Annotated in this window: 22 protein-coding genes and 4 tRNA genes; 4 read left to right on the plus strand and 22 right to left on the minus strand. The window is 65.2% G+C overall.

The window, feature by feature from the left end:
* Positions 1-44: 44 nt before the first annotated feature.
* From L6D75_RS18995 to L6D75_RS19030, 8 genes are all read right to left on the minus strand, one after another.
* A complete protein-coding gene (locus L6D75_RS18995; protein WP_176512288.1) occupies positions 45-2,420 on the minus strand; it encodes an efflux RND transporter permease subunit in 2,376 nt (791 codons plus the stop codon).
* Positions 2,421-2,440: 20 nt separating this feature from the next.
* On the minus strand, positions 2,441-3,481 hold the full coding sequence (locus L6D75_RS19000; RefSeq protein WP_176512285.1) for a YCF48-related protein: 1,041 nt from the start codon (positions 3,479-3,481) through the stop codon (positions 2,441-2,443).
* A gap of 255 nt (positions 3,482-3,736) precedes the next feature.
* Positions 3,737-6,394: an aminopeptidase N gene (pepN, locus tag L6D75_RS19005; RefSeq protein WP_176512284.1), complete on the minus strand. Its 2,658-nt coding sequence runs from the start codon at positions 6,392-6,394 to the stop codon at positions 3,737-3,739.
* A 13-nt stretch (positions 6,395-6,407) separates the two neighbouring features.
* Positions 6,408-7,238: a DUF2797 domain-containing protein gene (locus L6D75_RS19010; RefSeq protein ID WP_176512283.1), complete on the minus strand. Its 831-nt coding sequence runs from the start codon at positions 7,236-7,238 to the stop codon at positions 6,408-6,410.
* The gene (locus tag L6D75_RS19015; protein WP_176512282.1) at positions 7,235-7,495 is read right to left on the minus strand and encodes a YeaC family protein; all 261 of its coding nucleotides are present in this window, start codon (positions 7,493-7,495) and stop codon (positions 7,235-7,237) included. The genes L6D75_RS19010 and L6D75_RS19015 overlap by 4 nt, the downstream gene beginning before the upstream one ends.
* A 13-nt stretch (positions 7,496-7,508) precedes the next feature.
* Positions 7,509-8,387: a rhomboid family intramembrane serine protease gene (locus L6D75_RS19020; RefSeq protein ID WP_176512281.1), complete on the minus strand. Its 879-nt coding sequence runs from the start codon at positions 8,385-8,387 to the stop codon at positions 7,509-7,511.
* Complete coding sequence (locus L6D75_RS19025; RefSeq protein WP_176512287.1) at positions 8,384-9,358, minus strand: metallophosphoesterase; 975 nt, start codon at positions 9,356-9,358, stop codon at positions 8,384-8,386. The genes L6D75_RS19020 and L6D75_RS19025 overlap by 4 nt, the downstream gene beginning before the upstream one ends.
* Positions 9,355-10,245, minus strand: coding sequence for an NAD(+) kinase (locus L6D75_RS19030; RefSeq protein ID WP_176512280.1), 891 nt, complete (start codon positions 10,243-10,245; stop codon positions 9,355-9,357). The genes L6D75_RS19025 and L6D75_RS19030 overlap by 4 nt, the downstream gene beginning before the upstream one ends.
* A 44-nt stretch (positions 10,246-10,289) precedes the next feature.
* Between L6D75_RS19030 and L6D75_RS19035 the strand changes: the two genes are divergently transcribed.
* On the plus strand, positions 10,290-11,270 hold the full coding sequence (locus L6D75_RS19035; protein ID WP_176512279.1) for a DUF1853 family protein: 981 nt from the start codon (positions 10,290-10,292) through the stop codon (positions 11,268-11,270).
* Positions 11,271-11,432: 162 nt separating this feature from the next.
* Positions 11,433-11,978 (plus strand): cytochrome b561, encoded by a 546-nt coding sequence (gene cybB, locus L6D75_RS19040; RefSeq protein WP_176512278.1) that lies wholly within the window; start codon positions 11,433-11,435, stop codon positions 11,976-11,978.
* Here the strand turns inward: cybB and L6D75_RS19045 are convergent.
* Entirely contained in the window at positions 11,969-12,868 is a 900-nt protein-coding gene (locus L6D75_RS19045; protein WP_176512277.1) for a 1-aminocyclopropane-1-carboxylate deaminase/D-cysteine desulfhydrase, read from the minus strand. The genes cybB and L6D75_RS19045 overlap by 10 nt on opposite strands.
* Positions 12,869-12,920: 52 nt before the next feature.
* The gene (locus tag L6D75_RS19050) at positions 12,921-14,957 is read right to left on the minus strand and encodes an NADPH-dependent 2,4-dienoyl-CoA reductase (RefSeq protein WP_176512276.1); all 2,037 of its coding nucleotides are present in this window, start codon (positions 14,955-14,957) and stop codon (positions 12,921-12,923) included.
* 184 nt (positions 14,958-15,141) lie between these two features.
* Here L6D75_RS19050 and L6D75_RS19055 point away from each other — a divergent pair, with 184 nt between their 5' ends.
* Together L6D75_RS19055 and L6D75_RS19060 are read left to right on the plus strand one after the other, a co-directional pair.
* A complete protein-coding gene (locus tag L6D75_RS19055) occupies positions 15,142-16,260 on the plus strand; it encodes a nitrilase-related carbon-nitrogen hydrolase (RefSeq protein WP_176512275.1) in 1,119 nt (372 codons plus the stop codon).
* A gap of 4 nt (positions 16,261-16,264) precedes the next feature.
* Positions 16,265-17,305, plus strand: a complete 1,041-nt coding sequence (locus L6D75_RS19060) for an AraC family transcriptional regulator (protein WP_176512274.1) — start codon at positions 16,265-16,267, stop codon at positions 17,303-17,305.
* A gap of 237 nt (positions 17,306-17,542) precedes the next feature.
* On the opposite strand, the gene L6D75_RS19065 is transcribed toward L6D75_RS19060, so the two are convergent.
* From L6D75_RS19065 to accD, 12 genes are all read right to left on the minus strand, one after another.
* Positions 17,543-18,361: a DUF2242 domain-containing protein gene (locus tag L6D75_RS19065; protein WP_176512273.1), complete on the minus strand. Its 819-nt coding sequence runs from the start codon at positions 18,359-18,361 to the stop codon at positions 17,543-17,545.
* A gap of 188 nt (positions 18,362-18,549) precedes the next feature.
* Positions 18,550-18,626, minus strand: a tRNA-Asp gene (locus tag L6D75_RS19070).
* A 140-nt stretch (positions 18,627-18,766) separates the two neighbouring features.
* Positions 18,767-18,843, minus strand: a tRNA-Asp gene (locus L6D75_RS19075).
* Between the two features lie 99 nt (positions 18,844-18,942).
* Positions 18,943-19,019 (minus strand) — tRNA-Asp (locus L6D75_RS19080).
* An 80-nt stretch (positions 19,020-19,099) separates the two neighbouring features.
* A tRNA-Val gene (locus tag L6D75_RS19085) sits at positions 19,100-19,175 on the minus strand.
* 147 nt (positions 19,176-19,322) lie between these two features.
* A complete protein-coding gene (locus L6D75_RS19090) occupies positions 19,323-20,093 on the minus strand; it encodes an SDR family oxidoreductase (protein WP_176512272.1) in 771 nt (256 codons plus the stop codon).
* Positions 20,093-21,304: an O-succinylhomoserine sulfhydrylase gene (locus tag L6D75_RS19095; RefSeq protein WP_176512271.1), complete on the minus strand. Its 1,212-nt coding sequence runs from the start codon at positions 21,302-21,304 to the stop codon at positions 20,093-20,095. The genes L6D75_RS19090 and L6D75_RS19095 overlap by 1 nt, the downstream gene beginning before the upstream one ends.
* A 15-nt stretch (positions 21,305-21,319) precedes the next feature.
* Positions 21,320-22,825: an amidophosphoribosyltransferase gene (gene purF / locus L6D75_RS19100; protein ID WP_176512270.1), complete on the minus strand. Its 1,506-nt coding sequence runs from the start codon at positions 22,823-22,825 to the stop codon at positions 21,320-21,322.
* A gap of 42 nt (positions 22,826-22,867) precedes the next feature.
* Positions 22,868-23,425 (minus strand): CvpA family protein, encoded by a 558-nt coding sequence (locus tag L6D75_RS19105; RefSeq protein ID WP_176512269.1) that lies wholly within the window; start codon positions 23,423-23,425, stop codon positions 22,868-22,870.
* 181 nt (positions 23,426-23,606) lie between these two features.
* Positions 23,607-24,278, minus strand: coding sequence for an SPOR domain-containing protein (locus L6D75_RS19110; RefSeq protein ID WP_176512268.1), 672 nt, complete (start codon positions 24,276-24,278; stop codon positions 23,607-23,609).
* Between the two features lie 4 nt (positions 24,279-24,282).
* The gene (gene folC / locus L6D75_RS19115) at positions 24,283-25,569 is read right to left on the minus strand and encodes a bifunctional tetrahydrofolate synthase/dihydrofolate synthase (protein WP_176512267.1); all 1,287 of its coding nucleotides are present in this window, start codon (positions 25,567-25,569) and stop codon (positions 24,283-24,285) included.
* Positions 25,569-26,462 carry an acetyl-CoA carboxylase, carboxyltransferase subunit beta gene (gene accD / locus L6D75_RS19120; RefSeq protein ID WP_176512266.1) on the minus strand — a complete coding sequence of 298 codons (894 nt, stop codon included), beginning with the start codon at positions 26,460-26,462 and terminating at the stop codon, positions 25,569-25,571. The genes folC and accD overlap by 1 nt, the downstream gene beginning before the upstream one ends.
* Between the last annotated feature and the right edge of the window lie 45 nt (positions 26,463-26,507).

Raw genomic sequence — 26,507 nt, forward strand, 5'->3', positions numbered from 1 at the left:
AGCTGGCTTGCCAGCGATTGGGCCGCAAAGCGGCCCCTTACCCCTCAATGGGCGAAGATCGAGCCCCCTTCCTTGCCCACCATCTTCTCGGGCTTGATCAAAAACCGCGCCAGTGCCGGCAGCAGCCACAGGGCGCCAAACATGTTCCACAGCAGCATGAAGGTCAGCATCAGCCCCATGTCGGCCTGGAACTTGATCGCCGAGAAGATCCAGGTGCACACCCCGATGGCCAGGCACAGGCCGGTGAACAGCACCGCCTTGCCGGTGGAACGCAGGGTTTCGTAGTACGCCTCCTGCAACGGCAGGCCGGCACGCAGGAAGCTCTCCAGGCGGCTGTAGATGTAGATGCCGTAGTCCACACCAATGCCCACGCCCAGCGCCACCACCGGCAGGGTGGCGACCTTCACGCCGATGCCCATGAACGCCATCAGCGCGTTGCCCAGCACCGAGGTCAGGACCAGCGGCAGCACGATGCACAAGGTGGCGGCAAAGGAGCGGAAGGTGATCAGGCACATCACCGCCACGCAGATGTAGACCAGCACCAGGATGGTCAGCTCGGCCGACTTGATCACCTCGTTGGTGGCCGCCTCGATCCCGGCATTACCGGCCGCCAGGAGGAACTGCAGGCCGTCCTTGTTGTGGCTGTCGGCGAACGCCTTGGCCACCTGGGTGACCCGCTCCAGGGTTTCGGCCTTGTGGTCGTTGAGGAACACCAGCACCGGCGCCAGCGAGCAGTCGCCGTTGTACAGGCCGTCGGCGCGGGCGATGGAGTTGTTGAGCACATCCGGGTTGCGCGACAGGGTTTCCCACTTCAGGTTGCCCTCGTTCATGCCCTTGATCACCTGCTTGGACACGGTGACCAGGGAAATCGCCGACTGCACCCCCGGGGTGTTCTCCATGGTCCACATCAGCTCGTCGATCGGCGCCATGGTGGAATGGATCGAACAGCTTTCCGCCGGGGTCTTGACCATGATCACCAGCACATCGGAGCTGGTGGAGTAGTTGCTGATGATGAAGTTGTTGTCCTGGTTGTAGCGCGAATCGGGGCGCAGCTCCGGTGCGCCCTGGTCGAGGTCGCCGATCTTCAGGTTCTGGCTGTACCACAGGCCGCCACCGAACATCACCAGTGCCAGGATGACCGACACCGGCGCCACCTTGGCGCTGGCGAAGTTCGACAGCAGGCGCCAGAACGGGTGCTCGCGGGTGGCGTCCTTCTTGCTGCGCTCGACGGCCTTCTTGCTGATGCCGACATAGGAAATCGCCACCGGCAGCAGGATCAGGTTGGTGAAGACGATCACCGCCACGCCGATCGAGGCGCCGATGGCCAGCTCGCGGATCACGCCGATGTCGATGATCAGCAGGGTGATGAAGCCCACCGCGTCGGCGAGGATGGCGATCATCCCCGGCAGGAACAGTTGGCGGAAGGTGCGCCGGGCGGCGGTCAGGGCGTTGTCGGCGCCACTGGACTGCAAGGCGATGCCGTTGATCTTCTGCACCCCGTGGGAAATGCCGATGGCGAAGATCAGGAACGGCACCAGCATCGAGTAAGGGTCCAGGCCGAAGCCCACGGCATGCATCAGGCCCAGCTGCCAGACCACCGCCACCAGGGTGGTGATGAGCACGGCGATGGTGCTGCGGATGCACCAGGTGAACCAGTACAGCAGGATCCAGGTGATGACCAGGGCCACGCCGAAGAACATCGCCACCATCACCAGGCCGTCGATCAGGTCGCCGACCTTCTTGGCGAAGCCGACGATGTGGACCTTCACGTTGGGGTTCTGCGCCTGGAACTTGTCGCGGATCTGCGCTTCGAGCTGGTGCGAGAACTTCTGGTAGTCGAGCTTGACCTGCTTGCCCGGGTCCTGTGGGTCGGGGAAGCTCTCCAGCAACGGGATATCGACGATGCTGGACTTGAAGTTGTTGCCCACCAGGCGCCCGACCTGGCCGGACTTGAGGACGTTGTCACGCAGCGTGTCGAGGCTTTCGGCCGAGCCGTTGTAGGTATTGGGGATCACCTCGCCGCCGGAGAAGCCCTCCTCGGTCACCTCGCTCCAGCGCACGCTGGGGCTCCACAGCGACTTGAGCCCGGCGCGGTCGACGCCTGGGATGTAGAACACCTCGTCATGGATCTGGCGCAGCGTCTCCATGTAGTTTTTGTCGAAGATATCGCCGTTGACCGCCTCGACCGAGATGCGCACGGTGTTGCCCAGGTTGGCCAGGTCGTTACGGTGCTCCATCATCTGCTCGATGAAGGGGTGCTGCAGCGGGATCATCTTCTCGAAACTGGTCGAAGGGCGGATCTGCGTGGCCTGCCAGAACAGAAAAATGCTCACCAGCAGGCACAGGCCAATGACCACCGGGCGGTTGTTGAAGATCAGGCGCTCGAGCAGGGTGGCCTTGTCCTGGTGGTGCGGGTGCATGGTAATGCTCTCCCTGCTGGTCATGGACGCGGCTCCTTGTTGGCTTGGTCGGCACCTTCGGCGGTGGCCACATGCACGCCACCCTGCCCCACCAGCAACAGGCCGCCATCGGCCAGGCCACTGACCCCGGCCAGGGCGATGCGGTCGCTGCGGTTGTAGACGCTGAACGTCTGCCCATCGTCATGGCTGCGCAGCACGCTGCCGCCATTGCCGACCAATACCAGGCTGCCATCCTCCAGAAGCGTAGCGCTTGCCAGGCCGAATTCGAGGTTGCCGCGGGCGGCCTTGAGTTCGATGGGCTGCCAGCTGTCGCCGAAATCGGTGGAGCGGAACAGGTTGCCGCGCAGGCCGTAGGCCAGCAGCGTGCGGGCACTGGCGGTGCCGATCACACCGAACAGCGAGCCCTCGTAGGGGCCTTCGAGCCTGGCCCAGGTCTGGCCGTTGTCACCGGAGCGGTACATGCTGCCCTGCTCGCCGACGATGAATAGCCCGGCGTCCTTGACCACGGCGATACCGTTGAGGTGGAACTGGTCGGGGTTGTCCAGGCGCTCGCCGACGTCTTGCCAGTGCTGGCCGCCATCGGTGGTTTCCAGCATCGCGCCATAGGCACCGACGGCAAAGCCGTGGTGGGCATCGAGGAAGGCGATATCGAGCAGCGGCGCTTCACGGGAGAGGTCTTCGAACTGCTTGGTCCAGGTGGCGCCACCGTCGTTGCTGGTGAGCACCTGGGCGTCGTGGCCGACCGCCCAGCCGCGCTTGTCGTCGAGGAAGAACACGGCGGTGAGCAGTTGCCGGGTGGGTACCCGGGCCTGGGTCCAGGTCTTGCCCTGGTCGTCGGAGAACAGGATGTGGCCGCGATCGCCGACCACCACCAGGCGTGAGCCGGCATGGGCGGCTGCGATCAGCAGGCTCTGGCTGGCCCTGGCCGATTCGCTGGAGTATTCGTCGGCGCCCGCCGCTTGCGCGGTGTCTGCCCAGATGCCCAGCGCCAGCGCCAGCATCGCGCCGGCTGCCAATGGCCAGGCGCTGCGCCTGGCCTGCGTCGTTACCCGCTCCCTCATGACCGCCCCCTGTTTGTTCTTGTTAGTGGGTCTGTGCCTTGCAGGTATTGCGAAAAGCTCGTGGTAGAGGCCTGCAATAGCTTGCGGCCATCGTATCGGGGGGGATTGAGAGATTACAACGCACGCTGCGTTATGTTTTGTTAACCAGAAAAAGCAGGGGCCGCTTTGCGGCCCATCGCCGGCAAGCCCGGCTCCCACAAGAACAGGTAGGAGCCGGCTTGCCGGCGATGGGCTGCAAAGCAGCCCCAATAGCCCTCAGGCCAGGCTCTTGCTCACCACTTCATACACATCGCTGGACAGCGCCCCAGACGCGAGAATCCGCTCCAGCTCCGCTTTCATCAGCGCCTGGCGCGCAGCGTCGTACTTGCGCCAGCGCGTCAAAGGCGCCAACTGCCGCGAGGCAATCTGCGGGTTCAGTGCATTGAGCTCGATCACCAGGTCCGCCAGGAAGCGATACCCCGAGCCATCGGCCGCATGGAAGTTGACCAGGTTCTGCCCGGCAAACGCACCAACCAACGCCCGCACCTTGTTCGGGTTCTTCAAGGTGAACGCCGGGTGCTGCATCAGCGCCTTGACCCGCGCCAGCCCGCCCGGCAAGGCGCTGGCGGCCTGCACGCTGAACCACTGGTCCATCACCAGCGGGTTGTCCTTGAAGTGCTCGGCAAAGCTTTCCAGCGCCTTGGCGCGTTCGGCTTCGAACGGCGAATTGACCAGCACCGCCAGCGCCGTCAGGCGCTCGGTCATGTTGTCGCACTGTTCGAACTGCTCCAGGGTCGCTTGCAGCACCTGCGCCTTGCCGCTGAGCATCAGGTACGACAGGGCGATGTTCTGCAGGCTGCGGCGGGCGAAGTGCTCGGCGGCGGCCACGTAGGCGGTGTTGCGCGACACCTCGCGGTTGGCCTGGTAGCGCGCCCACAGGGCATCGAACAGTTGCTCGGCGATCTGCCGGCGGGCGAACTCGCGGGCGGCGTGGATGGCATCGACATCCGCCACCTGGCTGATCTCGGTGAGGTAGGCCTCGCCCGGCAGCGACAGCATCTCGGCCACCATGGCCGCGTCCAGCGCCTCATTCGCCAGCACGGTGCCCAGGGCGGTGATCAGCCGTGGGTCGAGCTTCAGCGCTTCACCGCGCTGGTGCTGGCCGATCAGCTCCTGCAGCACCTGCACCGACAACTGCTGCCCCGCTTCCCAACGGTTGAAGCCGTCGCTGTCGTGCTGCATGAGGAACATCAGCTGGTCGCGGTCGTAGGGGAAGCTCAGCTTCACCGGCGCGCTGAAACCGCGCAGCAGCGACGGCAGCGGCTTGGCGCCGATGCCTTCGAAGGTGAAGGTCTGCTCGGCCTCGGTCACCGACAGCACGCGGCTGCTGCCGGCAGCGGCCGATTCACCCACCAGGCGCAGCGGCAGGTCGTTGCCCTGGGCGTCCAGCAGGCCCAGCTCCACCGGGACCACGAACGGCAGCTTCTCGGCCTTGTCCGGGGTTGGCGGGCAGCTCTGGCGGAAGGTCAGGCTGTAGGTCTGCGCGGCGCTGTCGTAGGCCTCGCTGACTTCCAGGCGCGGCGTGCCGGCCTGGCTGTACCAGCGCTTGAACTGGGCCAGGTCGACGCCGTTGGCATCTTCCATGGCCTTGATGAAGTCGTCGGTGGTCACCGCCTGACCATCGTGGCGCTCGAAGTACAGGTCGCTGCCTTTGCGGAAGCCCTCGGCCCCCAGCAGGGTGCGGACCATGCGCACCACTTCGGCACCCTTTTCATACACGGTCAGGGTGTAGAAGTTGGAAATCTCGATGAAGCTGTCCGGGCGCACCGGGTGGGCCATGGGGCCGGCGTCTTCGGCGAACTGGTGGGTACGCAGGTAAGCCACGTCCTCGATGCGCTTGACCGTGCGCGAGTTCATGTCGGCGCTGAACTCGGCGTCACGGAACACCGTGAAGCCTTCCTTGAGCGACAGCTGGAACCAGTCGCGGCAGGTCACGCGGTTGCCCGACCAGTTGTGGAAGTACTCGTGGGCGACCACCCCTTCGACGCGCTGGTGGGCAGCATCGGTGGCGGTTTCGGCGCGAGCCAGCACGCAGCTCGAGTTGAAGATGTTCAGGCCCTTGTTTTCCATGGCGCCCATGTTGAAATCGTTGACCGCGACGATCATGAAGATGTCCAGGTCGTATTCCCGGCCGTAGACCTCTTCGTCCCAGCGCATGGACTTCTTCAGGCTGACCATGGCGTGGTCGCACTTGTCGATGTTCTCGGGCTCGACGTAGATGCGCAGGGTCACGTCGCGGCCGGACTGGCGCACGAACTTGTCTTCCACGCACCAGAGGTCACCGGCCACCAGCGCGAACAGGTAGGCCGGCTTCATGAACGGGTCTTCCCAGGTCGCCCAGTGGCGGCCGTCTTCGGCCGGGCCGCTGCCGATTGGGTTGCCGTTGCTCAACAGCACCGGGTAGCGATGCTGCTCGGCGATCACCGTGGTGGTGAAGGTGCTCATCACATCCGGGCGGTCGAGGTAGTAGGTGATCTTGCGAAAACCCTCGGCCTCGCACTGGGTGCAGAACATCTTGCCGGACTTGTACAGGCCTTCCAGCGCGGTGTTGCTTTCCGGGTGGATCTTCACGCTGGTGTCGAGGGTGAAGCGCTCGGCTTTGGGCTGCACGGTCAGGCTGTCGGCTTCGAGCTGGTAGTCGCTGGCCTGCAGCTCGGCATCGTCCAGCGAAGCGCGCAGCAGCTCCAGCGCCTGGCCATCGAGCACCAATGGCGGCAGGCCGGCACCGCGTGCCGGGTTGCGGCGCATGACCAGTTGCGCATGGACCAGGGTGTGGTCCTCGAACAGCTCGAAGGTCAGGTGCGTCTCGTCGATCAGGTACTCGGGCGCCTGGTAGTCCTTGAGGTAGATCACTCGCGGTTGTTCGGTACGCATGTGCAGGTCCTTTTTACTGGAGTACGGCCAACTGGTAGGCCGTGTACTTGCGAATGTTGATCACGCCGGTGTCGAAGATCAGGTACTGGCCCTTGATGCCCAGCAGCGTGCCTTCCACCACCGGGTCCTTGTCGAGGTTGAAGCTGACGATCTTCTTCGGGTAGGCCTCGACCGGGTATTTCATCTGCACCACTTCGGCGTCCGGCAGCGGCTGGATCGCCTGCAGGCCAAAGCGCCCCTGCAGCTCGCGCAGGCGCTCGGCGCAGGCGTCGAAGATTTGTTCGCGGATGGCCACCAGGTCGAGCACTTCGGCGTCGCCCTTGAGCAGTGCGCGCCAGTTGGTGCGGTCCGGCACCTGGCTGCGCAGCACGTCTTCGACCAGGCCCGATTGCTGGCGGGTGGCCACGCGCATGATCGGCAGCGCCTGGCTGGCACCCTGGTCGAGCCAGCGGGTGGGCAGCTGGGTGGCGCGGGTGATGCCGACCTTGATCCCCGACGAGTTGGCCAGGTAGACCACATGGTCGGTCATGCAGAACTGTTCGCCCCAGGACGGTTCGCGGCAGGTGCCGGCGTCGTAGTGGCATCTTTCCGGGGCCATGATGCACACGTCGCACTGGGCCAGCTTGGTCATGCACGGGTAGCAGTAACCCTGGCTGAAGCTGGTCTTGGTGCGCTTGCCGCAATGGCTGCAGTGGATGGCGCCCAGGTACTCCAGGCGCAGGCGCTGGCCGATCATGGGGTTGACCGGCACCTGGGTGTCATCCAGGCGCAGGTTGTACTGCACCAGCGGCGCCTGCAGGCTGACCGCCATCTTGCTCAAAGAGCCACGAGCGAGTTCGATCAATGTACCGAGTCCGACTTGAACAGGATGTTGGCAATCGGTGCGGACTTCGAGGCGCACTCCTGCGGGCCCATGTAACCGGTACGCTGGTCTTCGGGCAGGTTCTTCATCTCCCAGGCGATCACCGCCTGCAGCGACAGCTCTTTCTGCTCGGCGGTGAGCTTGCGGCCATCGGACCATTTGCCGATTTCCACCGCCGTTTTCAGGCTCTGGTAGATTTCCGGGGTGATGTTTTCGATCATTTGCGTGAACGTGGACATAGCGTCTCCTAAATCAAGCGGACAGTTTACGCCGGGCCAGCGCCCCGCCCAAGAGGCCCGTCAGGCATCCGATGAGCAGCCCGCCGACGTGGGCGGCGTTGGCGATCTGGCCGAAGCCGAGCTGGCCGACCACACCGGTCAGGCAGATGACCAGCCAGACCAGCATCATCACCAGCACGCCCTTGGGCAGGCTGAACAAACGGTTGGGCGCCAGCCACTGGTACAGCCAGACGTGGCCGAGCAGGCCGTACAGCACGCCGGACAGGCCGCCGAACAGGCTCGGCCCGCTGGTGTAGTGCTGGGCCAGGTTCGACACCAGGCTGAACAGCAAGGTCAGGCCCAGCAGCATCCAGGGGCCCTGGCGCAGTTCGATGCGCTTGCCCAGCTCCCAGTACCACAGGCCGTTCATGGCCAGGTGCAGCACGCCGAAATGCAGCAGCATCGGCGACACCAGGCGCCACCACTGGCCTTCGGCCAGGCTCTGGGCCAACGGGGTGAAGTGCAGGTATTCGCCCTGGACGCGGAAGTCGAGGAAGGTGAACCAGCTGATGGTGGCGAGGTTGTCGCCCAGGCTGGTGAGGCCGGCGACGACCAGGCAGAGCACCAGGATGAAGGCGGTGACCTTGCAGGCTTTTGCCTGTTCGGCCAGGGTCGGGCCTTGGGCCGGCAAGCCGGCTGCCACAGAGGGCGCAGCGGCTTCGATGTCGGCATTGCCGTCGGGGTAGCGCTGGTACAGCTGGAGCACATCGGCCACCAGGGTGTCCGGGGCCCAGAGCACCTGGACCTCGCCCTCTTCACTGACCCGGTGGGGCACCTGCAGGCGCTGCAGCAGGTGGACGAAGCCGCTGAGGTCAACCGACAGCGGCAGGCGCATCACTTCGACGATATTCATTGGCTGGCCTGTGGGCGGTCAACGTCGACCCAGACGAACTTGTGCGGGTCGATACGGGTTTCATCATCCAGCCGATAGGCCGCCAGCTTGCCGTACAGCACCGCGCTGTAGTCGAGGCAGGCCAGGTTGCCGCGGATCGGCGCCGGTCGGCCGCTACGCCAGTAATGGCCGACGAACAGCAGCGGCTCGTCCTCGGCATAGCGTAGCAAGGCATTCTTCTCGGTGTGGCTCAGGGGCGTGCGCGCCACATCGTCCGGCAGCGCATCGGGCTGGAAGACGATGTCGCCATAGGTTTGCGGGTCTTCTTCCCAGAACTTGGTGCGGAAGAAGGCGCGGGTCAGGCCGTCGCCGCCGGTCAGGGTCAAGCCGTCCGGCAGGCGCATGTCGGTGCCGCGCAGCAAGCGGTTGCACACGGTGGCGGCGAAGCTGCCGGGCACTGCCGAGGCCTGGATGAAATGCTCATCGATGCGCCCGTCGGGGTACTGCTGGCGCAACGGCGCGATCAGCCGCGGGTCCCAGCAGGCATGCACCAGGCGGAAACGCCCGGCGTCGACGAACAGCGGCATGTCGTAGAACCACTGGAGGAAATCGTGCCAGTCGCCGGGGTGATGGGCGAACTGGGTCAGGGTTTCGTCGATCAGCCGGGCATGGCGCGGGGTGTGCTCGCGCACGAAGGCCTTGCCGCTGCCGGGCAGCGCCGGGGTGACCCAGCCCAGGGCGTTGTATTCGTGGTTGCCCATGATGCAGAACGCCTGGCCGGCCTCGACCATGTCGTGGACGATGTGCAGCGCCTCGCGGATGCGCGGGCCGCGGTCGACGATGTCGCCGAGGAACAGCGCCTGGCGCCGCGGGTGGCGCCACACGCCGCCGACACGCTTGTAGCCGAGGGCGTCGAGCAGGCGTTCGAGGGTCAGTGCACAGCCATGCACGTCGCCGATGATGTCGAAACTTCGCGCCGGATCGAGCATCAGTCGTCCCTGCCTCCCAGGCGGCTGCCCCAGCCGAGCTTGGTGCGGCAAACCTCGTAGTAATTGTGGTCGAGCGGGTGGATCAGGCGCAGCTTCTGCGGCTTCTTGCTCACCGTGATGGTGTCGCCGGGGGCGCAGGTGAAGTGGTTCTGGCCGTCGCAGGACACTTGCGGGTAGATCTGCAGGTCCTTGGACACCACGATCTTCAGCTCGCTGTTGCCATCGACCACGATCGGCCGGCCCGACAGGGTGTGCGGGTACATCGGCACGATGACGATGGCGTCGAGCTTGGGATGCATGATCGGGCCGCCCGCCGACAGCGCGTAGGCGGTGGAGCCGGTCGGGGTGGCGACGATCAGGCCGTCGGCCTTCTGGCTGCAGACGAATTGGCCGTCGATGTAGATCTCGAACTCGATCATCCGCGTCGACTTGCCCGGGTGCAGGACCACGTCGTTGAGCGCATCGCCCTGGCCGATGGCCTCGTTGTGGCGGCGCACCTCGGCCTGCAGCAGGAAGCGGTTTTCCACCAGGTAGTGGCCGTCGAGCACCTCGGCGACTTTTTCTTCCAGCTCGTCGGGGCGGATGTCGGTGAGAAAGCCCAGGTTGCCGCGGTTGATGCCGAGCACCGGGATGTTGTGCCGCGCCAGGGCGCGAGCGGCGCCCAGCAGGCTGCCGTCGCCGCCGACGACGATGACCAGGTCGCAGACCTCGCCCAGCAGCTTGCGCGTGGAGGTCTGCAGGCCATGGCCGGGCAGCACTTCGGCGATGGTGTCCTCGAGGATCACGTGCAGGTGGCGATCGAGGAGGAATTTTTTCAGTCGGCGAATGGTGTCGAGCACCTGGGAGCTGCCAAGGCGGCCGATGATACCGATATTGCGAAATTGCTCCATGGGGCTCCTGGGAGGCTCTGCGGCGGGGTGACAATGCCGGGATTATGGGCGAAACGACCGGCCAGCGGCAAACCGGCTATGCTCGCAGCATGATGCCTTTCGCCGAGCTGCACGCGCTGCCCCGCCAATTGCGCTGCCCGGCCGTGCGCGACCTGGCCTGGGTGCTGTTGTCGCCACCGCTGCTGAGCGCCCCACCCTGCCCCCAGCGCCATCCGCTGGCGGGCAGCGCCTGGGCGGCGAACCCCGGGCGCCTGAAGAGCTGGTTGCAGGCGTTGGACAGCGACCCGCAGCCGCTGCGCCAATGGCTGGCAAAACTCACCAGCCGGCGCCTGGGGCTGTACTACGAAAGTCTGTGGCAGTTCGCCCTGCACCATGCGCCCGGTGTCGAGCTGTTGGCCGCCAACCTGGCCATTCGCGACCACAACCGGACATTGGGCGAGCTGGATATCCTGCTGCGCGACGGCGATGGCACTCATCACCTTGAGCTGGCCATCAAGCTCTACCTTGGGCCAGTCGACGGCGCGGGGCGTGATCCGGCGCAGTGGCTGGGGCCTGGCTGCCATGACCGGCTGGGCATCAAGCTGGCGCACCTGGCCGGGCATCAGCTGCCGATGTCGGGGCAGGCGCACAGCCGCGAGGCGCTGGCTGGGGTCGGGGTGCAGCAGGTGCAGGCGCACCTGTGGCTTGCCGGTTACCTGTTCTACCCCTGGCCCGGGCATGCCCAAGCGCCTGAAGGGGCCAACCCGCAGCACCTGCGTGGGCGCTGGATAAGACGGCGGGATTGGCCTGTGAGCGTGACGGAACATTGGCAGCCACTGCCCCGCCATGCCTGGCTGGCACCGGCGCGGGTCGAGGCGGATGAGTGCTGGGCGCCGCTCCAGTTCGCGCACTGGTTGGCGGAGCTGGACCCGCAGGCGCCGGCGCAGATGCTGGTGAAGCTCGAGCCCGACTCGGCGGGTGCGTGGCATGAAGCCGAGCGGGTATTCCTGGTGTCCGATAGCTGGCCGCAATTGCCCGGCTTTTAGGTCGCCTGCCCGGGCCCTATCGCCGGCAAGCCGGCTCCCACAGGTAACTCACCGATCCCTTTTACAAGACTTGGCGCAAAGCTTTATTCACTCCAGGCAGTTAGAGTTGACGATGAGCGCCACCAAGAGCGCCACACAATGACCTGATGACGAGGACCGCCCATGGTTTCATCCACCTCCGCGAACCACTATTCGCGCCTGTCCATCGCCCTGCACTGGCTGATGCTGGTGCTGCTGGCCGCCGTCTACGCCTGCATCGAGCTGCGCGGCCTGTTCCCCAAGGACAGCGCCGAGCGCAACCTGATGAAGGACCTGCACTTCATGCTCGGCCTGAGCGTGTTCGTGCTGGTGTGGCTGCGCCTGGCCGTGCGCCTGTTGCGCCCTGCCCCGCCCATCGTGCCCAAGCCGCCGGCCTGGCAGACCGGCCTTGCCCACCTGATGCACCTGGCGCTGTACCTGCTGATGATCGGCCTGCCCCTGGCCGGCTGGCTGATTCTCAGCGCCGCCGACAAGCCCGTGCCCTTCTATGGCCTGGAATTGCCGCACCTGATCGGGCCAGACCCGGACCAGGCCAAGTTCATCAAGGGCTGGCACGAGCGCGTGGCCACCTGGGGCTACTGGCTGATCGGCCTGCATGCGCTGGCCGGGCTGTACCACCACTACGTGCAGCGCGACAACACGCTGCTGCGCATGCTGCCCTACAAGTAACCGCGTCGGCCCTGCAGCCCGCCGGTGTGCAGGAAGATCAGGCGAGTACCGGGCGCGAACAGCCCGGCCTCGACCTGATCGCGCAGGGCCAGCAGGGCTTTACCGGTGTAGAGCGCCTCTAGCGGGACACCCGTGTGGGCTTCGGTTTCGGCGATGAACGCCAGCAGTTGCTCATCGACCTTGGCGAAGCCGCCCCGGCACGCCTCATGCAGTTGATAGCCACGCGTACCTGCCAGCGCTGTCACCGTCTCGGGCACGCCATGATCCCATGGCACCGCCAGCGCCCCATGCACGCCATGCGCCCCGGCCTCGGCCAGCACCAGGCCAGCCAGGGTGGTACCGGTGCCAGCGGCCAGCCACCAGGCGTCATAGTCCGCCCAACCCAGCGCCGCCAACTGCACCCGGGCCTGTTCGACGATCACTGCACACCCCTGCGCCCCGGCCAGGCCGCCGCCGCCTTCGGGGATGCAGTGCCATTTGGCGTAGCGCGCCTGCCAAGGCGCCCAGAAGCCGTCCTGGTGACGGGCGCGGTAGCCGCCGTAGCCAAGCCAGTGCAACTCCATGCCCAGTGCCTGCAGGTCACGTACCGTCGGCGTTTGCTTGGGGTGGCCGCGCAACAGGCCGACGGTGGCGAAACCGAAGCGCTTGCCTGCGGCGGCCAGGGCGTGAAGGTGGTTGGAGTGATTGCCGCCGAGGCTGATCAGCCCTGGGGCGCCGGTTTCTTGGGCTTGCTGCAGGTGGTGGCGCAGCTTGAACCATTTGTTGCCGCTGATCAGCGGGTCGATCAGGTCCAGGCGCAGGATGGCGGCTGCTATCCCGGCGGTTGCCAGCCAGGGCAGGTTCAGGGGTTGCAGAGGGGCTTGGGGGAGGTCTTGCAAGTGCGTGGTCATGGGCAGGAGTTTACAGGGAAAAACTGGGGCCGCTGTGCGGCCCCTGGCTACCTCAAAGCTCGGCTGCCAGCCGCGACCCCTGGTTGATCGCGCGCTTGGCATCCAGCTCCGCCGCCACATCCGCACCACCAATCAGGTGCACCGACTGCCCGGCCGCCAGCAGCCCTTCATGCAGCTCGCGCAGCGGCTCCTGCCCGGCGCAGATCACCACGTTGTCCACCGCCAGCACCTGCGGCTCGCCTTCGCCTACACGAATGTGCAGGCCCGCATCGTCGATCCCCAGGTACTCGACGCTGTTGAGCATCTGCACGTGCTTGTTCTTCAGCCCCGTGCGGTGGATCCAGCCGGTGGTCTTGCCCAGGCCATCGCCGACCTTGGACTTCTTGCGCTGCAGCAAGTAAACCTGGCGCGCCGGCGCATGCGGCTGGGCCTTGACCCCTGCCACGCCGCCGCGCGCCTCCAGTTGGGTGTCGATGCCCCACTCCTTCCAGAACGCCTCGCGGTCCTGGCTGGTGGCCACACCCTGGTGCACCAGGTATTCGGAAACATCGAAACCGATACCGCCAGCACCAATCACCGCCACCGCGTCGCCCACCGGCTTGCGCTGGAGCAGCACGTCCAGGTAACTCAGCACCTTGGCATGCTCGACACCTGGAATGGCCGGTGTGCGCGGGGCAATGCCGGTGGCGAGGATGATTTCGTCGAAGGCGCCATCCACCAGCGCCTGCACGCCCACCCGGGTGTTCAGCCGCAGGTCGACACCGGTACTTTCCACCTTGTTGCGGAAATAACGCAGGGTTTCGAAGAACTCCTCCTTGCCCGGTACGCGTTTGGCGACATTGAACTGCCCGCCGATCTCGCTGGCCGAATCGAACAGGGTCACCGCGTGGCCGCGCTCGGCAGCCACCGTGGCCGCCGCCAGGCCGGCCGGGCCGGCACCGACCACGGCAATGCGCTTGACGCTGCGCACCGGCAGGTAGTTGAGCTCGGTTTCATGGCAGGCACGCGGGTTGACCAGGCAGCTGGTCAGCTTGCCGCCGAAGGTGTGGTCCAGGCAGGCCTGGTTGCAGCCGATGCAGGTGTTGATGGTATCGCTGCGCCCGGCAGCGGCCTTGTTGACGAAGTCCGGGTCGGCGAGGAACGGCCGCGCCATCGAGACCATGTCGGCATCCCCCTCGGCCAGTACCGCTTCGGCCACTTCCGGGGTGTTGATGCGGTTGGTGGTGATCAGCGGGATCTTGACCGCGCCACGCAGCTTGGCGGTGACCTTGCTGAAGGCGGCCCGTGGCACCTTGGTGGCGATGGTCGGAATACGCGCTTCGTGCCAGCCGATGCCGGTGTTGATCAGCGTGGCGCCGGCCTGCTCGATGGCCTTGGCCAGCTGGACGATCTCGTCCCAGCTGCTGCCGCCTTCGACCAGGTCGAGCATCGACAGGCGGAAGATGATGATGAACTCGGGGCCAACGGCCTCGCGCACCCGGCGCACGATCTCCACGGCCAGGCGCATGCGGTTCTCGTAGCTGCCGCCCCAGCGGTCGGTACGGTGGTTGGTATGGGCGGCGAGGAACTGGTTGATGAAGTAACCTTCCGAGCCCATCACCTCGACCCCGTCATAGCCGGCGCGCTGCGACAACACGGCGCAATTGACGAAGTCGGCGATCTGCTTCTCGATGCCCGCCTCGTCCAGCTCCTTGGGCTTGAACGGGTTGATCGGCGCCTGGATCGCGCTTGGCGCCACCTGCCGCGGGCTGTAGGCGTAGCGCCCGGCATGCAGGATCTGCAGGCAGATCTTACCGCCGGCGGCATGCACGGCCTCGGTGACGATGCGGTGCTTGTCGGCTTCTTCCTCGGTGCTCAGCTTGGCCGCGCCGGAATACACGCCACCTTCATCGTTGGGCGCGATGCCTCCGGTGACCATCAGGCCGACGCCGCCTCGGGCACGCTCGGCAAAATATGCCGCCATGCGCTCGAAACCACCCGGGCGCTCCTCCAGGCCGGTGTGCATCGAGCCCATCAGGGTGCGGTTGCGCAAGGTGGTGAAGCCCAGGTCAAGCGGGGCCAGCAAGTGCGGATAACGTTCGGCAGCCATGGAAGGGTTCCCCTGGTGGCATGATCACGGAGTGCGGGTGCCTCGGCGGGCCCCGTCGTTTATGTCAGCGACATTAAACAGCCGTTTGAATGCGCTCAATGATCGAAACTGACAACTTATTGATCCTCCCGCACAGCAGGACTACCCTAGGAAACCTTTGTACTCACAGGCGCTGTACCGCTGAATGCGAAAACTCCTGGCAGGCGCCCTGGCGCTGGTGATGATTGCCGCCATCTGCGGCTACGGCTTCTGGACTCAACAACGCCCGGAGGGCCACTACCTTTCCGACTTGCGCATCGAACTGGCGCTCAACCACGGCGTGCCTGGCGATCATGGCAACCTGCTCGGCGTCGAGCCGTTACTGTTCCCCAGCGACTACCAGAACCTGCAACGTCTGCACCGCAAGCTTTCTGCCTACCTGGAGCAAGCACGCGCCCAAGGCCTGGTTGGCCCGCGCACGGTTGTTGTTCTGCCGGAACACATCGGCACCTGGCTGTGGGCCCGTGGCGAAAAGAAGGAGCTGTACCAGGTCACCCACAGCCGCGAAGCCGAGCAGTGGCTGGAGCTCAGCAACCCGCTGCGCTACGGGCTGGCCATGATGCAGGCCAGCGGCGATGACCGACGCGCCGATGCGCACTTGCGCATGAAGGCCAAGCAGATGGCCAGCGACTACCAGCAGCTGTTCGGCGGCCTGGCCCGGGAATTCGGCGTCACCCTGGTGGCCGGCTCGATCGTGCTGCCGGCCCCCTATGTCGAACAGGGCGTGTTGCATGCCGGCAATGGCCCGCTGTTCAACAGCAGCCTGGTGTTCGCCGCCGATGGCTCGCTGCTGGGCCAGCCCCAGCGCCAGCAGTACCCCGACAGCGAAGTGCGGCGCTACATCCACCACGGCCGGCACTTCCCGCTGCAAGTGCTGCAGACACCGGCCGGGCGCCTCGGCGTGCTGATCGGCAGTGACAGCTGGTACCCGGAGAACCAGCAGCAGCTTGAACAGCTACAGGTGCAACTGGTGGCCAACCCGGTATTTCTCAGCGGCAAGGGCAGCTGGCAGGCACCATGGCGTGGCAACCGCCACCAGGACGCCACGGCCGAGCTGGCCCTGCAACGCGGCGAAGTCAGCGAACAGGCCGCATGGCAGCAACTGACCCAAGCGGCCGGCAGCCAGGTGAGCAGCATGAGCGTATTCATGCGCGGGCAGTTCTGGGAACAGGGCAGCGACGGCCAGGGCTTTGCCCACCAGGCCGGCGAGCTGCTGGCGGGCCCGCCCAGCCACGGCGCGCGCCTGCTGAACCTGTGGTTGTAGGGCGATGCCTCGCCCCCGCGTGCGCCTGGGTGAGCTGTCGGTAGGGTTCATCCAACCCCTGGCCGAAGCCTTGTGCGCCCTGGGCCACGACCCGGCCCCCTTGCTGCGCCGCTACGGCCTTGACCCCACGCGCCTGGCCGAAGCCGGCGCACGCCTGTCGATCCCGCGCTATATGCACCTGGGGCATGCTGCCATCGCCTTGTGCGGGGAGCCTGCGCTGGGTTTGCACATGGGGCGCCTGAGCCGCCTGGCCCAAGCCGGCCTGGCGGGCGTCACCGCGGCCCAGGCGCCCACCTTGGGAGAAGCTGCACGTACCCTGCTGCGTTTCGAGCCGCTGTACGCCGCCAACTACCGAGGCCATTCGAGCTTTCTGGAAGACCCCCAAGGCGCCTGGCTGCGCTTCTATTCGATCAGCCCCTACAACACCTACAACCGCTTCGTGGTCGACTCGCTGCTGGCCGGCTGGCTGGCTCAACTGGGCGCACTGGCCGGTGCCCCGCTGCAGGCCGAGCGGCTGGAAATGGAGTTCGAAGCGCCGGACTACGCCAGCCATTATCAGCCGCTGTGCAGCAGTGCCGTGCAATTTGGCGCCAGCGGCAACCAGCTGCGCCTGAGCCGCGCCACCCTGGAGCTGCCCAACCCGCAACACTGCCCAAGCACCTGGCAGCACTTGCTGCAACTGTGCGAAGCAGAAATGCTCCAGCGCACGCGGGTGCGCAGCCTGGGCGAACGCATCACCCATCTGCTCGGCCCGCTGCTCAATGGCGGCCGTGAACCGGACCTGGAAGAAGTGGCGCTGCACCTGCAACTGCCCACCTGGACCTTGCGGCGCAAATTGGCCGAGGAAGGCACGCGCTTTCGCAACCTGCTCAACGACACACGGCGCGACCTGGCCGAGACCTATATCCGCGATACGGAACTGGCCTTTGGCGAGATCGCTTATCTGTTGGGGTTTGCATCGGCAGAAGCCTTCCAGCGCGCATTCAAGCGCTGGACGGGCGTCACGCCGGGGGAGTTTCGCCGCAGCCAGCGGCGGGTAGGCTAAAGCTCGGTGGCGTCGTCGGCTGGCTCCGGGGTGTCCAGCTCATAGGCCTGGTATTCGAGCAACTCTTCCTGATAGTCATCCATCGCCTGCGTCCTCTTCACGCTTTGTCTACGTTTGTCATGCCTCCACGCTAGGCGAGCGGGATGAAGGCATGATGACAAGCACACAAGTGGTAAACGTAGCAGGTGGCAGGGAAGTTATCCCCCGCTCATCTGTAACACCGGATGTTTGCGCGCTTCACGGCGAAGGTGGCGCGGCTTCGGCGGGCGGTGCGTCCTGCTGCACCTGGATCGGCGCAGCCTCCGACGGCGGCGCAACTGGCTGCGAGCCCTGGCTGTCATCCACCGCCGGTGCTGGCACTGCCTCGCTCGCGGGCGCAGCTGGCGCAGGGGCCGGCTCGGGCGCTGCGGGGGCGACAGGTGCGGGGGCAGCTGGCGCTATCGAGGCCTGCTCGGGCAAGCCCAGGTCAGGCGCAGGTTTTTCCGGTTTCGGCGCAGGGGCCTCGACCTTGGCTTTGCTGACCTTCTTCGGCTTGGGCAGGTAGCTTTCCACCAGGGCAAAATAGCGCTCGTAGAACTGCGGCGCGGTCACCGTTTCGCTGGCGACCTTGACCATGGAGTCGTCGCTGGAACCGATCGGCATCGACACCGACCCCAGAATGCCCACGCCCAAGCTGGCCGAGGTATTCGACTTCTTGAGCGCATAGCGATCCTGCAGGGCATTGGCGAACACCGTCGAGCGCTGCTCGTCGCTGCTGTCGGGTGCGCAGGTCACGCTGAAGCTGATCTGCAGGTGGTTCTCGTTGTTCTGCTGGAAACTCTTGTTACCGGCAATCTGGTTGGCGCCACTGCTGGTGATGATGTAGCCCTGGCTCAACAGCGCGCGGCGTGCGGCCTCGCAGGAGCCTGCCTCGGTGACGGGGAAACTGCGCGAGTAGGTGCCCGAGTCATCGAAGTTCTCGTGCTCGTAGATCGCCGCTTTTTTCGAGGAGCAACCGGTCACGCCCGCCAGCACCAGGGCCAGCCCGAGCGCACCAAAGACGGATGATCTGGTCATTGCCAATTCCGGGTATGTCGAGAGGTGCCTATTGTGCATCACTGCACCCGATCACTGAAACCGTTCATCAGTGAAGAGTCTGTCAGCTTCGTGTAAAAGTGGCCTGGGTGGCCCGGAAACGAAAAAAGCGACCCGAAGGTCGCTTTCTCGTTGTGCTTCGAGGCGTTCAAGGGGCCTCGAGGCGAAGATGGCGCAGCGGACGGGACTCGAACCCGCGACCCCCGGCGTGACAGGCCGGTATTCTAACCGACTGAACTACCGCTGCGTATCATCCAGGCTTGCGCCCGGTTGAAACCTGGGGCTGCCCTTGCGGCTCGATGGCCTCGGGGCAGGCACAAAAAAAGCGAAACAGGTTCGCTTCTTTTGTGTGTGCTTCAAGGCGTTCATGGGGCCTCGAAGCGAAGATGGCGCAGCGGACGGGACTCGAACCCGCGACCCCCGGCGTGACAGGCCGGTATTCTAACCGACTGAACTACCGCTGCGTATCGTTCAGGCTTGCGCCCGATTGAAACTGGGATCAGCCTCAGGCATGTTTGCCCTTGGCTTCAGACCGGTGCCAGGCACCCATCTGTTACTAAAAATGGCGCAGCGGACGGGACTCGAACCCGCGACCCCCGGCGTGACAGGCCGGTATTCTAACCGACTGAACTACCGCTGCGCAGTGTGGACTTGCGTCCTATTCCTCTCTGGCATTTGGCTTCTTGCGAAACCGCCTGCGTCAGGAACAACCTCAGGAAGTGGTGGGTGATGACGGGATCGAACCGCCGACCCTCTGCTTGTAAGGCAGATGCTCTCCCGGCTGAGCTAATCACCCTCGCGATGTTGCTTGTTGCGTTTGCTTCGCTGAGGCCGCGAAATTTACGCAGGTACCGATGCTAAGTCAATAGCCCCGTTGAATTTTTTTCAAAAAGGCTGAAAAAAGAAAAGGGACCTTGCGGTCCCTTTGCTCACAGCTGGCAACTCAGGTGTAGATCATCTTGCGGGTCATGCCGCCATCGACCACGAACTCCTGGCCAGTGACGAACGCCGCCTGGCGCGACAGCAACCAGGCGACCATGGCCGCCACATCTTCCACGGTCCCTACCCTGCCCGTCGGATGCTGGGCATGGTCGGCCTCGCTCAGCGGTTCGGCGCGGCGCTGGGACGGATCACGCGCATCGATCCAACCCGGGCTCACCGCATTCACACGAATCTCCGGGCCCAGGCTCATGGCCAGGGCATGGGTCAAGGCCACCAGGCCACCCTTGCTCGCCGCATAGGCCTCGGTGTCCGGCTCGGACTGCCGGGCGCGGGTCGAGGTCAGGTTGACGATCGCGCCATTGTGCGCCCGCAGGTACGGCGCGCAGTGCTTGGCCAGCAGCATCGGGCCATTGAGGTTGACCGCCAGCACCCGGTTCCATTGCGCCAGGCTCAGGCTTTCCAGGGTCTGGTTGTGCGGGTTGGCGATGGCTGCGTTGCACACCAGCGCGTCCAGCCGCCCAAACTGCCCGAGCACTTGCGAAACACCGGCGCTGACCTGGGCCTCGTCGGCCACGTCCATGGTGATGAACCAGGCATTGTCGCCCAGGGCCTTGGCCACCTTGGCCCCGCGCGGGCGGTCAAGGTCGCTGAGCACCACCTGCCAGCCTTCGCAGATCAGCCAGGCGGCGATGCCCAGGCCGATGCCGCGGGCGGCACCGGTGACCAGGGCAACCCGGCCATTATGGCCCGGCACACCGCCCCTGATTTCCATCACAGCACCGCCAGCCCACGGGCGAGGTCCGCCTGCAGGTCGGCCACGTCTTCAAGGCCCACGGCAACCCGGATCAAGCTGTCGCGAATCCCCGCAGCCTCACGCTCCTGCGGCGTCAGGCGACCGTGGGAGGTGGTGGCCGGGTGAGCGATGGTGGTTTTGCTGTCGCCCAGGTTGGTGGTGATGGAGATGACCCGCGTGGCATCGATGAAGCGCCAGGCGCCCTCTTTGCCACCCTTGACCTCGAAGCTGACTACCGCACCGAAACCGCTCATCTGGCGCTTGGCCAGTTCGTGCTGCGGGTGGCTCGGCAGGCCGGCGTAATGCACCTTCTCCACGCCTTCCTGCTGCTCCAGCCATTCAGCCAGCAACTGGGCGCTCTCGCAGTGGGCACGCATGCGCAGCTTCAGGGTTTCGAGGCCCTTGGTGAAGATCCAGGCATTGAACGGGCTGAGCGTAGGGCCTGCGGTACGCAGGAAACCCACCACTTCTTTCATCTGCTCGGCGCGCCCTGCGACTACACCGCCCATGCAACGGCCCTGGCCGTCGATGAACTTGGTGGCCGAGTGGAACACGATATCGGCACCGAGCTTGAGCGGCTGCTGCAAGGCCGGGGTGCTGAAGCAGTTGTCGACCACCAGCATGGCGCCGCGGGCGTGGGCGATTTCGCTGAGCGCAGCGATATCGACCAGCTCGGCCAGTGGGTTGGACGGCGATTCGACGACCAGCAGCTTGGTGTTGGCCTTGATGGCCTTTTCCCAGCCGTTGAGGTCGACCAGCGGCACGTAGTCCACCTGCACGCCAAAGCGCTTGAAGTACTTTTCGAACAGGCTGATGGTCGAGCCGAACACGCTCTGCGACACCAGCACATGGTCGCCAGCGCTGCACAGCGACATCACCACGGCCAGCAACGCTGCCATGCCGGTGGAGGTCGCCACGGCCTGCTCGGCACCTTCCATGGCGGCCAGGCGCTCTTCGAACACCCGCACCGAGGGGTTGGTGTAACGCGAATAGACGTTGCCCGGCGTTTCGCCGGCAAAGCGCGCAGCCGCATCGGCGGCCGTGCGGAACACATAGCTGGAGGTCAGGAACAGCGCTTCGCTGTGCTCTGCTTCCGGTGAACGGCTCTGACCGGCGCGCACCGCGAGGGTGTCGAAACCGACACCTTCGAGGTCACTGTCCAGTCGCCCGGCATCCCATTGATCCGTCATGCCGCTGCTCCCTGATCAGTTGTTGTAGAGGTCGATGATCGCGCTGACGGCCTGGTTCTTCACCTTGGCCAGGTCGTTACGGGCCTGCTCGATGCGATCGAGGTAGGCTTCGTCGATGTCGCCGGTGACGTATTCACCGTTGAACACCGCGCAATCGAAATGCTCGATCTTGATCTTGCCGCCACCGACCGAATCGATCAGGTCAGGCAGGTCCTGGTAGACCAGCCAGTCGGCGCCGATCAACTCGGCCACCTGTTCGGTGGTGCGGTTGTGGGCGATCAGCTCGTGAGCGCTCGGCATGTCGATGCCGTAGACGTTGGGGTAGCGCACCGCGGGGGCCGCGGAGCAGAAGTAGACGTTCTTGGCACCGGCTTCACGGGCCATCTGGATGATCTGCTTGCAGGTGGTGCCGCGCACGATCGAGTCGTCGACCAGCATCACGTTCTTGCCGCGGAACTCCAGCTCGATGGCATTGAGCTTCTGACGCACCGATTTCTTGCGCGCGGCCTGGCCGGGCATGATGAAGGTACGGCCGATGTAGCGGTTCTTGACGAAGCCTTCACGGAACTTGACGCCCAGCCGGTTGGCCAGCTCCAGCGCGGCGGTGCGGCTGGTGTCCGGGATCGGGATGACCACGTCGATGTCGTGCTCCGGGCGCTCGCGCATGATCTTGTCGGCGAGTTTTTCGCCCATGCGCAGACGCGCCTTGTACACCGAGATACCGTCGATGATCGAGTCAGGGCGGGCCAGGTAGACGTGCTCGAAGATGCAGGGCTGCAGTTTCGGGTCTTGCGCGCACTGCTTGGTGTACAGCTGGCCTTCTTCGGTGATGTACACCGCTTCGCCCGGCGCCAGGTCGCGAATCAGGGTGAAGCCGAGCACGTCCAGGGCCACGCTTTCCGAGGCGATCATGTATTCCACGCCTTCGTCGGTGTGGCGCTGGCCGAACACCACCGGGCGGATGCCGTTGGGGTCACGGAAGCCGACGATGCCGTAGCCGGTGACCATCGCCACCACCGCGTAGCCGCCGACACAGCGGCTGTGCACGTGGGAAACCGCAGCGAACACGTCGTCTTCGGTCGGCTGCAGCTTGCCACGCACCGCCAGCTCATGGGCGAACACGTTCAGCAGCACTTCGGAGTCGGAGTTGGTGTTGACGTGGCGCAGGTCGGACTCGTAGATCTCCTTGGCCAGCTGCTCGACGTTGGTCAGGTTGCCGTTGTGCGCCAGGGTGATGCCGTATGGCGAGTTGACGTAGAACGGCTGGGCTTCAGCCGAAGTCGAGCTGCCCGCGGTCGGGTAGCGCACGTGGCCGATACCCATGTGGCCCACCAGGCGCTGCATGTGGCGCTGCTGGAAGACGTCGCGCACCAGGCCATTATCCTTGCGCAGGAACAACCGGCCGTCGTGGCTGGTCACGATACCGGCAGCGTCCTGGCCGCGGTGCTGGAGGACCGTAAGCGCGTCATACAGCGCCTGATTGACGTTCGACTTACCGACGATACCGACGATGCCACACATGCGACGCAACCCCTACATTGATGAAACTTGAACGAAAGGTACTCAAGGCCTTGCAGGCCCGAGCAGCTGTTCCTTGAACGGAAGATCAGCCGGAGTGCTGATCACCCCACTGGACATCCACTGGCTGGTGAAACCCAGGATCAGGTTCTTCGACCAGTCAGCGACCAATAGAAATTGTGGTATCAGGCGCGATTCCTGCCACCAGGTATCTTGTTGCACCGGCCCCAGGCTGAGCAGGCCGATGGCCACCACTACCAGCAAGGCACCGCGTGCGGCGCCGAAGGCCATGCCGAGGAAACGATCGGTGCCGGACAGCCCGGTCACGCGGATCAGTTCTCCGACCAGGAAATTGACCATGGCCCCCACCAGCAAGGTGGCGACGAACAGAATGGCGCAGCCGGCGATGATGCGCATCGACGGGGTCTGGATATAGCTTTCAAGGTACACCGAGAGCGACCCGCCGAACATCCAGGCGACTGCACCGGCAATGATCCAGATGAGCAGCGACAGGGCTTCCTTGACGAAGCCGCGTTTCAGACTGATCAGTGTGGAAACGGCGATGATCGCAATGATCGCCCAATCAACCCAGGTAAATGCCACGGTGCTGCCTGCAGACGTTTGAGGCGGCGCATTTTACCAGAGCGGCGGGCTGGGGGTAAGCAGAATGTCAGCTCGTTTGACAGCGCCCGTTTGCGGCGCGAGCCCGCTCCCACGGGCTTTTCGTGGACTTTGAAGTCAAGAAAACCCAGCGGGAGCGACGCCGTGAAGATCTGCCTGGGCCTCAGCCGCGTTCCGGCTGGAAGCGCACCACGATACCCTTGAGGTTCTGCTGCCGATTGATCACATCGCGAAGCCTTTCAGCCTCGCTACGCTCGATCAACGGGCCGACATACACCCGATTCAGCCCACCTGCCGAACGGATATAGGCGTTGTAGCCCTGGCTGCGCAGGGTCTTCTGCAAGCTTTCGGCACCCGCCCGGTTAGACAGGCTGGCCAGCTGGATCGACCAGCTCACCGGCAAGCCGTTGGCATCGATCTTCGACGGTGCACTGGCGGTAGCCGCTGGCGCAGGCGTTGCAGCCGGCCGCGTTTCGGCCTTGGCCGCCGGCGCAGGGGTCGGCACCGGCGTCTGCGGCTTGGGCTGGACCTGTGCCTGGGTCTGTGGCGACGGGGTGATCGGCTGGCTCGGCGTGGCCACCGGTGCGTTCGATTCGTTGACCACCACCGGCGGCTGTTGCGGCTCCTCCGGCAGTGGCTGCGGCTCGGGCACGGCAACCGGGTCTACCTTGACTTCAGGCAGGCTCGGCATCGCCGGCGCCTGCGGGGCCTCGACGCGCACCTGGCGCATCTCGTCCTCGCGGGTGAACAGCATCGGCAGGAAGATCACCGCCAGCGCCACCAGCACCAACGCACCCACCATGCGCTGTTTCATCCCTTTATCCAGCACTGCCATCTACTCACCCCTCCAGGGCCTGCCGCTCCAGCCACTCCAGGGCCTGGGCGACACAGAAAAACGAACCGAACAGCAGGATCTGGTCATCCGCCGTCGCCTGCGCGCATTGCCCTTCGAGGGCGGCGTCGACGCTGGCATAAGACTTCACCGAGGCACCACAGTTCGTCAAGGCACTGGCAAGCTCAGGGGCCGGACGGCTGCGCGGCGTGTCCAGCGGCGCCACCGCCCAATCGTCGACCAGTGCCTGCAGCGGTGCGATGACGCCCTCCAGGTCCTTGTCGGCGAGCAGGCCGAACACCGCCAGGCGGCGGCCTTGCAGTGGGCGCGCCGCCAACCGCCGCGCCAGGTATTGCGCGGCATGGGGGTTGTGCCCGACATCCAGCAGCAGCTCCACCTGCTTGCCCTGCCAGTACACCACGCGCCGGTCCAGGCGCCCGGTGATGCGGGTGGCAAGCAACGCCTGGCGCAACTGCGCGGCATCCCATGGCAGCCCCATCAGCAGGTAGGCCTGCAGCGCCAGGGTGGCGTTTTCCATCGGCAGGTCGAGCAGTGGCAGGTCACGCAACTGCACCGCGGTACCGTCCTGGGTGACCCCACGCCAATGCCAGACACCCTCTGCGCTTTCCAGGTCGAAATCACGCCCGCGCAGGAACAACGGCGCAGCCAGTTCGGCCGCCTTGTCCAGCAGCGGCTGGGGCGGATCGAGGTCGCCGCACAGCGCAGGCTTGCCCGGGCGGAAGATGCCGGCCTTCTCGAAAGCCACCAACTCGCGGGTATCGCCCAGATAATCGACATGGTCGACGCCGATGCTGGTCACCAGGGCAAGGTCCGCATCGACCACATTGACGGTATCAAGCCGGCCGCCAAGGCCCACTTCAAGCACCACGGCATCCAGCTGGGACTGATGGAACAACCAGAACGCCGCCAACGTGCCCATCTCGAAATAGGTCAGGGAAATCTCGCCCCGCGCCGCCTCGACGGCAGCAAAGGCTTGGCACAGGCGCTCATCGCTGGCTTCCTGGCCGTCGATCAGCACCCGCTCGTTGTAACGCAGCAGGTGAGGCGAGCTGTACACGCCCACCTTGAGGCCCTGGGCCCGCAGCATCGACGCCACGAACGCACAGGTCGAGCCTTTGCCGTTGGTGCCGGTGACGGTAACCACACGTGGCGCCAACTTGCCCAGCGCCAGCCGGGCAAGCACCTTCTGCGAACGCTCCAGGCCCATGTCGATGGCCGACGGATGCAATTGTTCGAGGTAGGCGAGCCACTCGCCCAGGCTACGCTCCGTCATCACGCGACCGCAGCCGCCTCACGCGCCTGCTCTGGCGTTTCCTGGCCGGTCATCTGCGCCAGCAGGCGGGCCAGGCGCGGGCGCAGTTCGCTGCGCGAGATGATCAGGTCGATGGCGCCGTGCTCCAACAGGAACTCACTGCGCTGGAAGCCTTCTGGCAGTTTTTCGCGCACGGTCTGCTCGATCACGCGCGGGCCGGCGAAGCCGATCAGCGCCTTCGGCTCACCGACGATGACGTCGCCGAGCATCGCCAGGCTGGCGGAAACACCACCGTAGACAGGGTCGGTCAGCACGGAGATGAACGGGATGCCTTCTTCACGCAGGCGCGCCAGCACGGCCGAGGTCTTGGCCATCTGCATCAGCGAGATCAGCGCTTCCTGCATGCGCGCGCCACCGGAGGCCGAGAAGCAGACCATCGGGCAGCGGTTTTCCAGGGCATAGTTGGCGGCGCGCACGAATCGCTCGCCGACGATGGCGCCCATCGAACCGCCCATGAACGAGAATTCGAAGGCGCTGACCACGATCGGCATGCCCATCAGGGTACCGCTCATGGAGATCAGCGCGTCCTTCTCGCCGGTCTGCTTCTGCGCAGCGGTCAGGCGGTCCTTGTACTTCTTGCCGTCGCGGAACTTCAGGCGGTCGACCGGCTCCAGCTCAGCGCCCAGCTCGGCACGGCCTTCCGGGTCGAGGAAGATATCGATACGTGCACGTGCGCCGATGCGCATGTGGTGGTTGCACTTGGGACAGACATCCAGGGTCTTTTCCAGCTCCGGACGATACAGCACGGCCTCGCAGGATGGGCACTTGTGCCACAAGCCTTCTGGCACCGAGCTCTTCTTCACCTCGGAACGCATGATCGAAGGGATCAGTTTGTCGACTAACCAGTTGCTCATGCTTTATTTCTCCAGTATTGGCGGGCGGGGACCGGTCTGGCCGGC

This window comes from Pseudomonas faucium, assembly GCF_021602585.1.
GTDB lineage: Bacteria > Pseudomonadota > Gammaproteobacteria > Pseudomonadales > Pseudomonadaceae > Aquipseudomonas > Aquipseudomonas faucium.

Excerpts from the sequence above, each read along its gene's own strand:
- cybB (WP_176512278.1), top strand. The coding sequence starts at position 11,433 with ATGGTTTCATCCACCTCCGCGAACCACTATTCGCGCCTGTCCATCGCC.
- L6D75_RS19055 (WP_176512275.1), top strand. The coding sequence starts at position 15,142 with ATGCGAAAACTCCTGGCAGGCGCCCTGGCGCTGGTGATGATTGCCGCC.
- L6D75_RS19095 (WP_176512271.1), bottom strand. The coding sequence starts at position 21,304 with ATGACGGATCAATGGGATGCCGGGCGACTGGACAGTGACCTCGAAGGT.
- L6D75_RS19065 (WP_176512273.1), bottom strand. The coding sequence starts at position 18,361 with ATGACCAGATCATCCGTCTTTGGTGCGCTCGGGCTGGCCCTGGTGCTG.
- L6D75_RS18995 (WP_176512288.1), bottom strand. The coding sequence starts at position 2,420 with ATGCACCCGCACCACCAGGACAAGGCCACCCTGCTCGAGCGCCTGATC.
- purF (WP_176512270.1), bottom strand. The coding sequence starts at position 22,825 with ATGTGTGGCATCGTCGGTATCGTCGGTAAGTCGAACGTCAATCAGGCG.
- L6D75_RS19015 (WP_176512282.1), bottom strand. The coding sequence starts at position 7,495 with ATGTCCACGTTCACGCAAATGATCGAAAACATCACCCCGGAAATCTAC.
- L6D75_RS19090 (WP_176512272.1), bottom strand. The coding sequence starts at position 20,093 with ATGGAAATCAGGGGCGGTGTGCCGGGCCATAATGGCCGGGTTGCCCTG.
- L6D75_RS19030 (WP_176512280.1), bottom strand. The coding sequence starts at position 10,245 with ATGGAGCAATTTCGCAATATCGGTATCATCGGCCGCCTTGGCAGCTCC.
- L6D75_RS19020 (WP_176512281.1), bottom strand. The coding sequence starts at position 8,387 with ATGAATATCGTCGAAGTGATGCGCCTGCCGCTGTCGGTTGACCTCAGC.
- L6D75_RS19000 (WP_176512285.1), bottom strand. The coding sequence starts at position 3,481 with ATGAGGGAGCGGGTAACGACGCAGGCCAGGCGCAGCGCCTGGCCATTG.
- L6D75_RS19110 (WP_176512268.1), bottom strand. The coding sequence starts at position 24,278 with ATGGCAGTGCTGGATAAAGGGATGAAACAGCGCATGGTGGGTGCGTTG.
- L6D75_RS19060 (WP_176512274.1), top strand. The coding sequence starts at position 16,265 with ATGCCTCGCCCCCGCGTGCGCCTGGGTGAGCTGTCGGTAGGGTTCATC.
- pepN (WP_176512284.1), bottom strand. The coding sequence starts at position 6,394 with ATGCGTACCGAACAACCGCGAGTGATCTACCTCAAGGACTACCAGGCG.
- folC (WP_176512267.1), bottom strand. The coding sequence starts at position 25,569 with ATGACGGAGCGTAGCCTGGGCGAGTGGCTCGCCTACCTCGAACAATTG.
- L6D75_RS19045 (WP_176512277.1), bottom strand. The coding sequence starts at position 12,868 with ATGACCACGCACTTGCAAGACCTCCCCCAAGCCCCTCTGCAACCCCTG.
- L6D75_RS19050 (WP_176512276.1), bottom strand. The coding sequence starts at position 14,957 with ATGGCTGCCGAACGTTATCCGCACTTGCTGGCCCCGCTTGACCTGGGC.
- L6D75_RS19035 (WP_176512279.1), top strand. The coding sequence starts at position 10,290 with ATGGGCGAAACGACCGGCCAGCGGCAAACCGGCTATGCTCGCAGCATG.
- accD (WP_176512266.1), bottom strand. The coding sequence starts at position 26,462 with ATGAGCAACTGGTTAGTCGACAAACTGATCCCTTCGATCATGCGTTCC.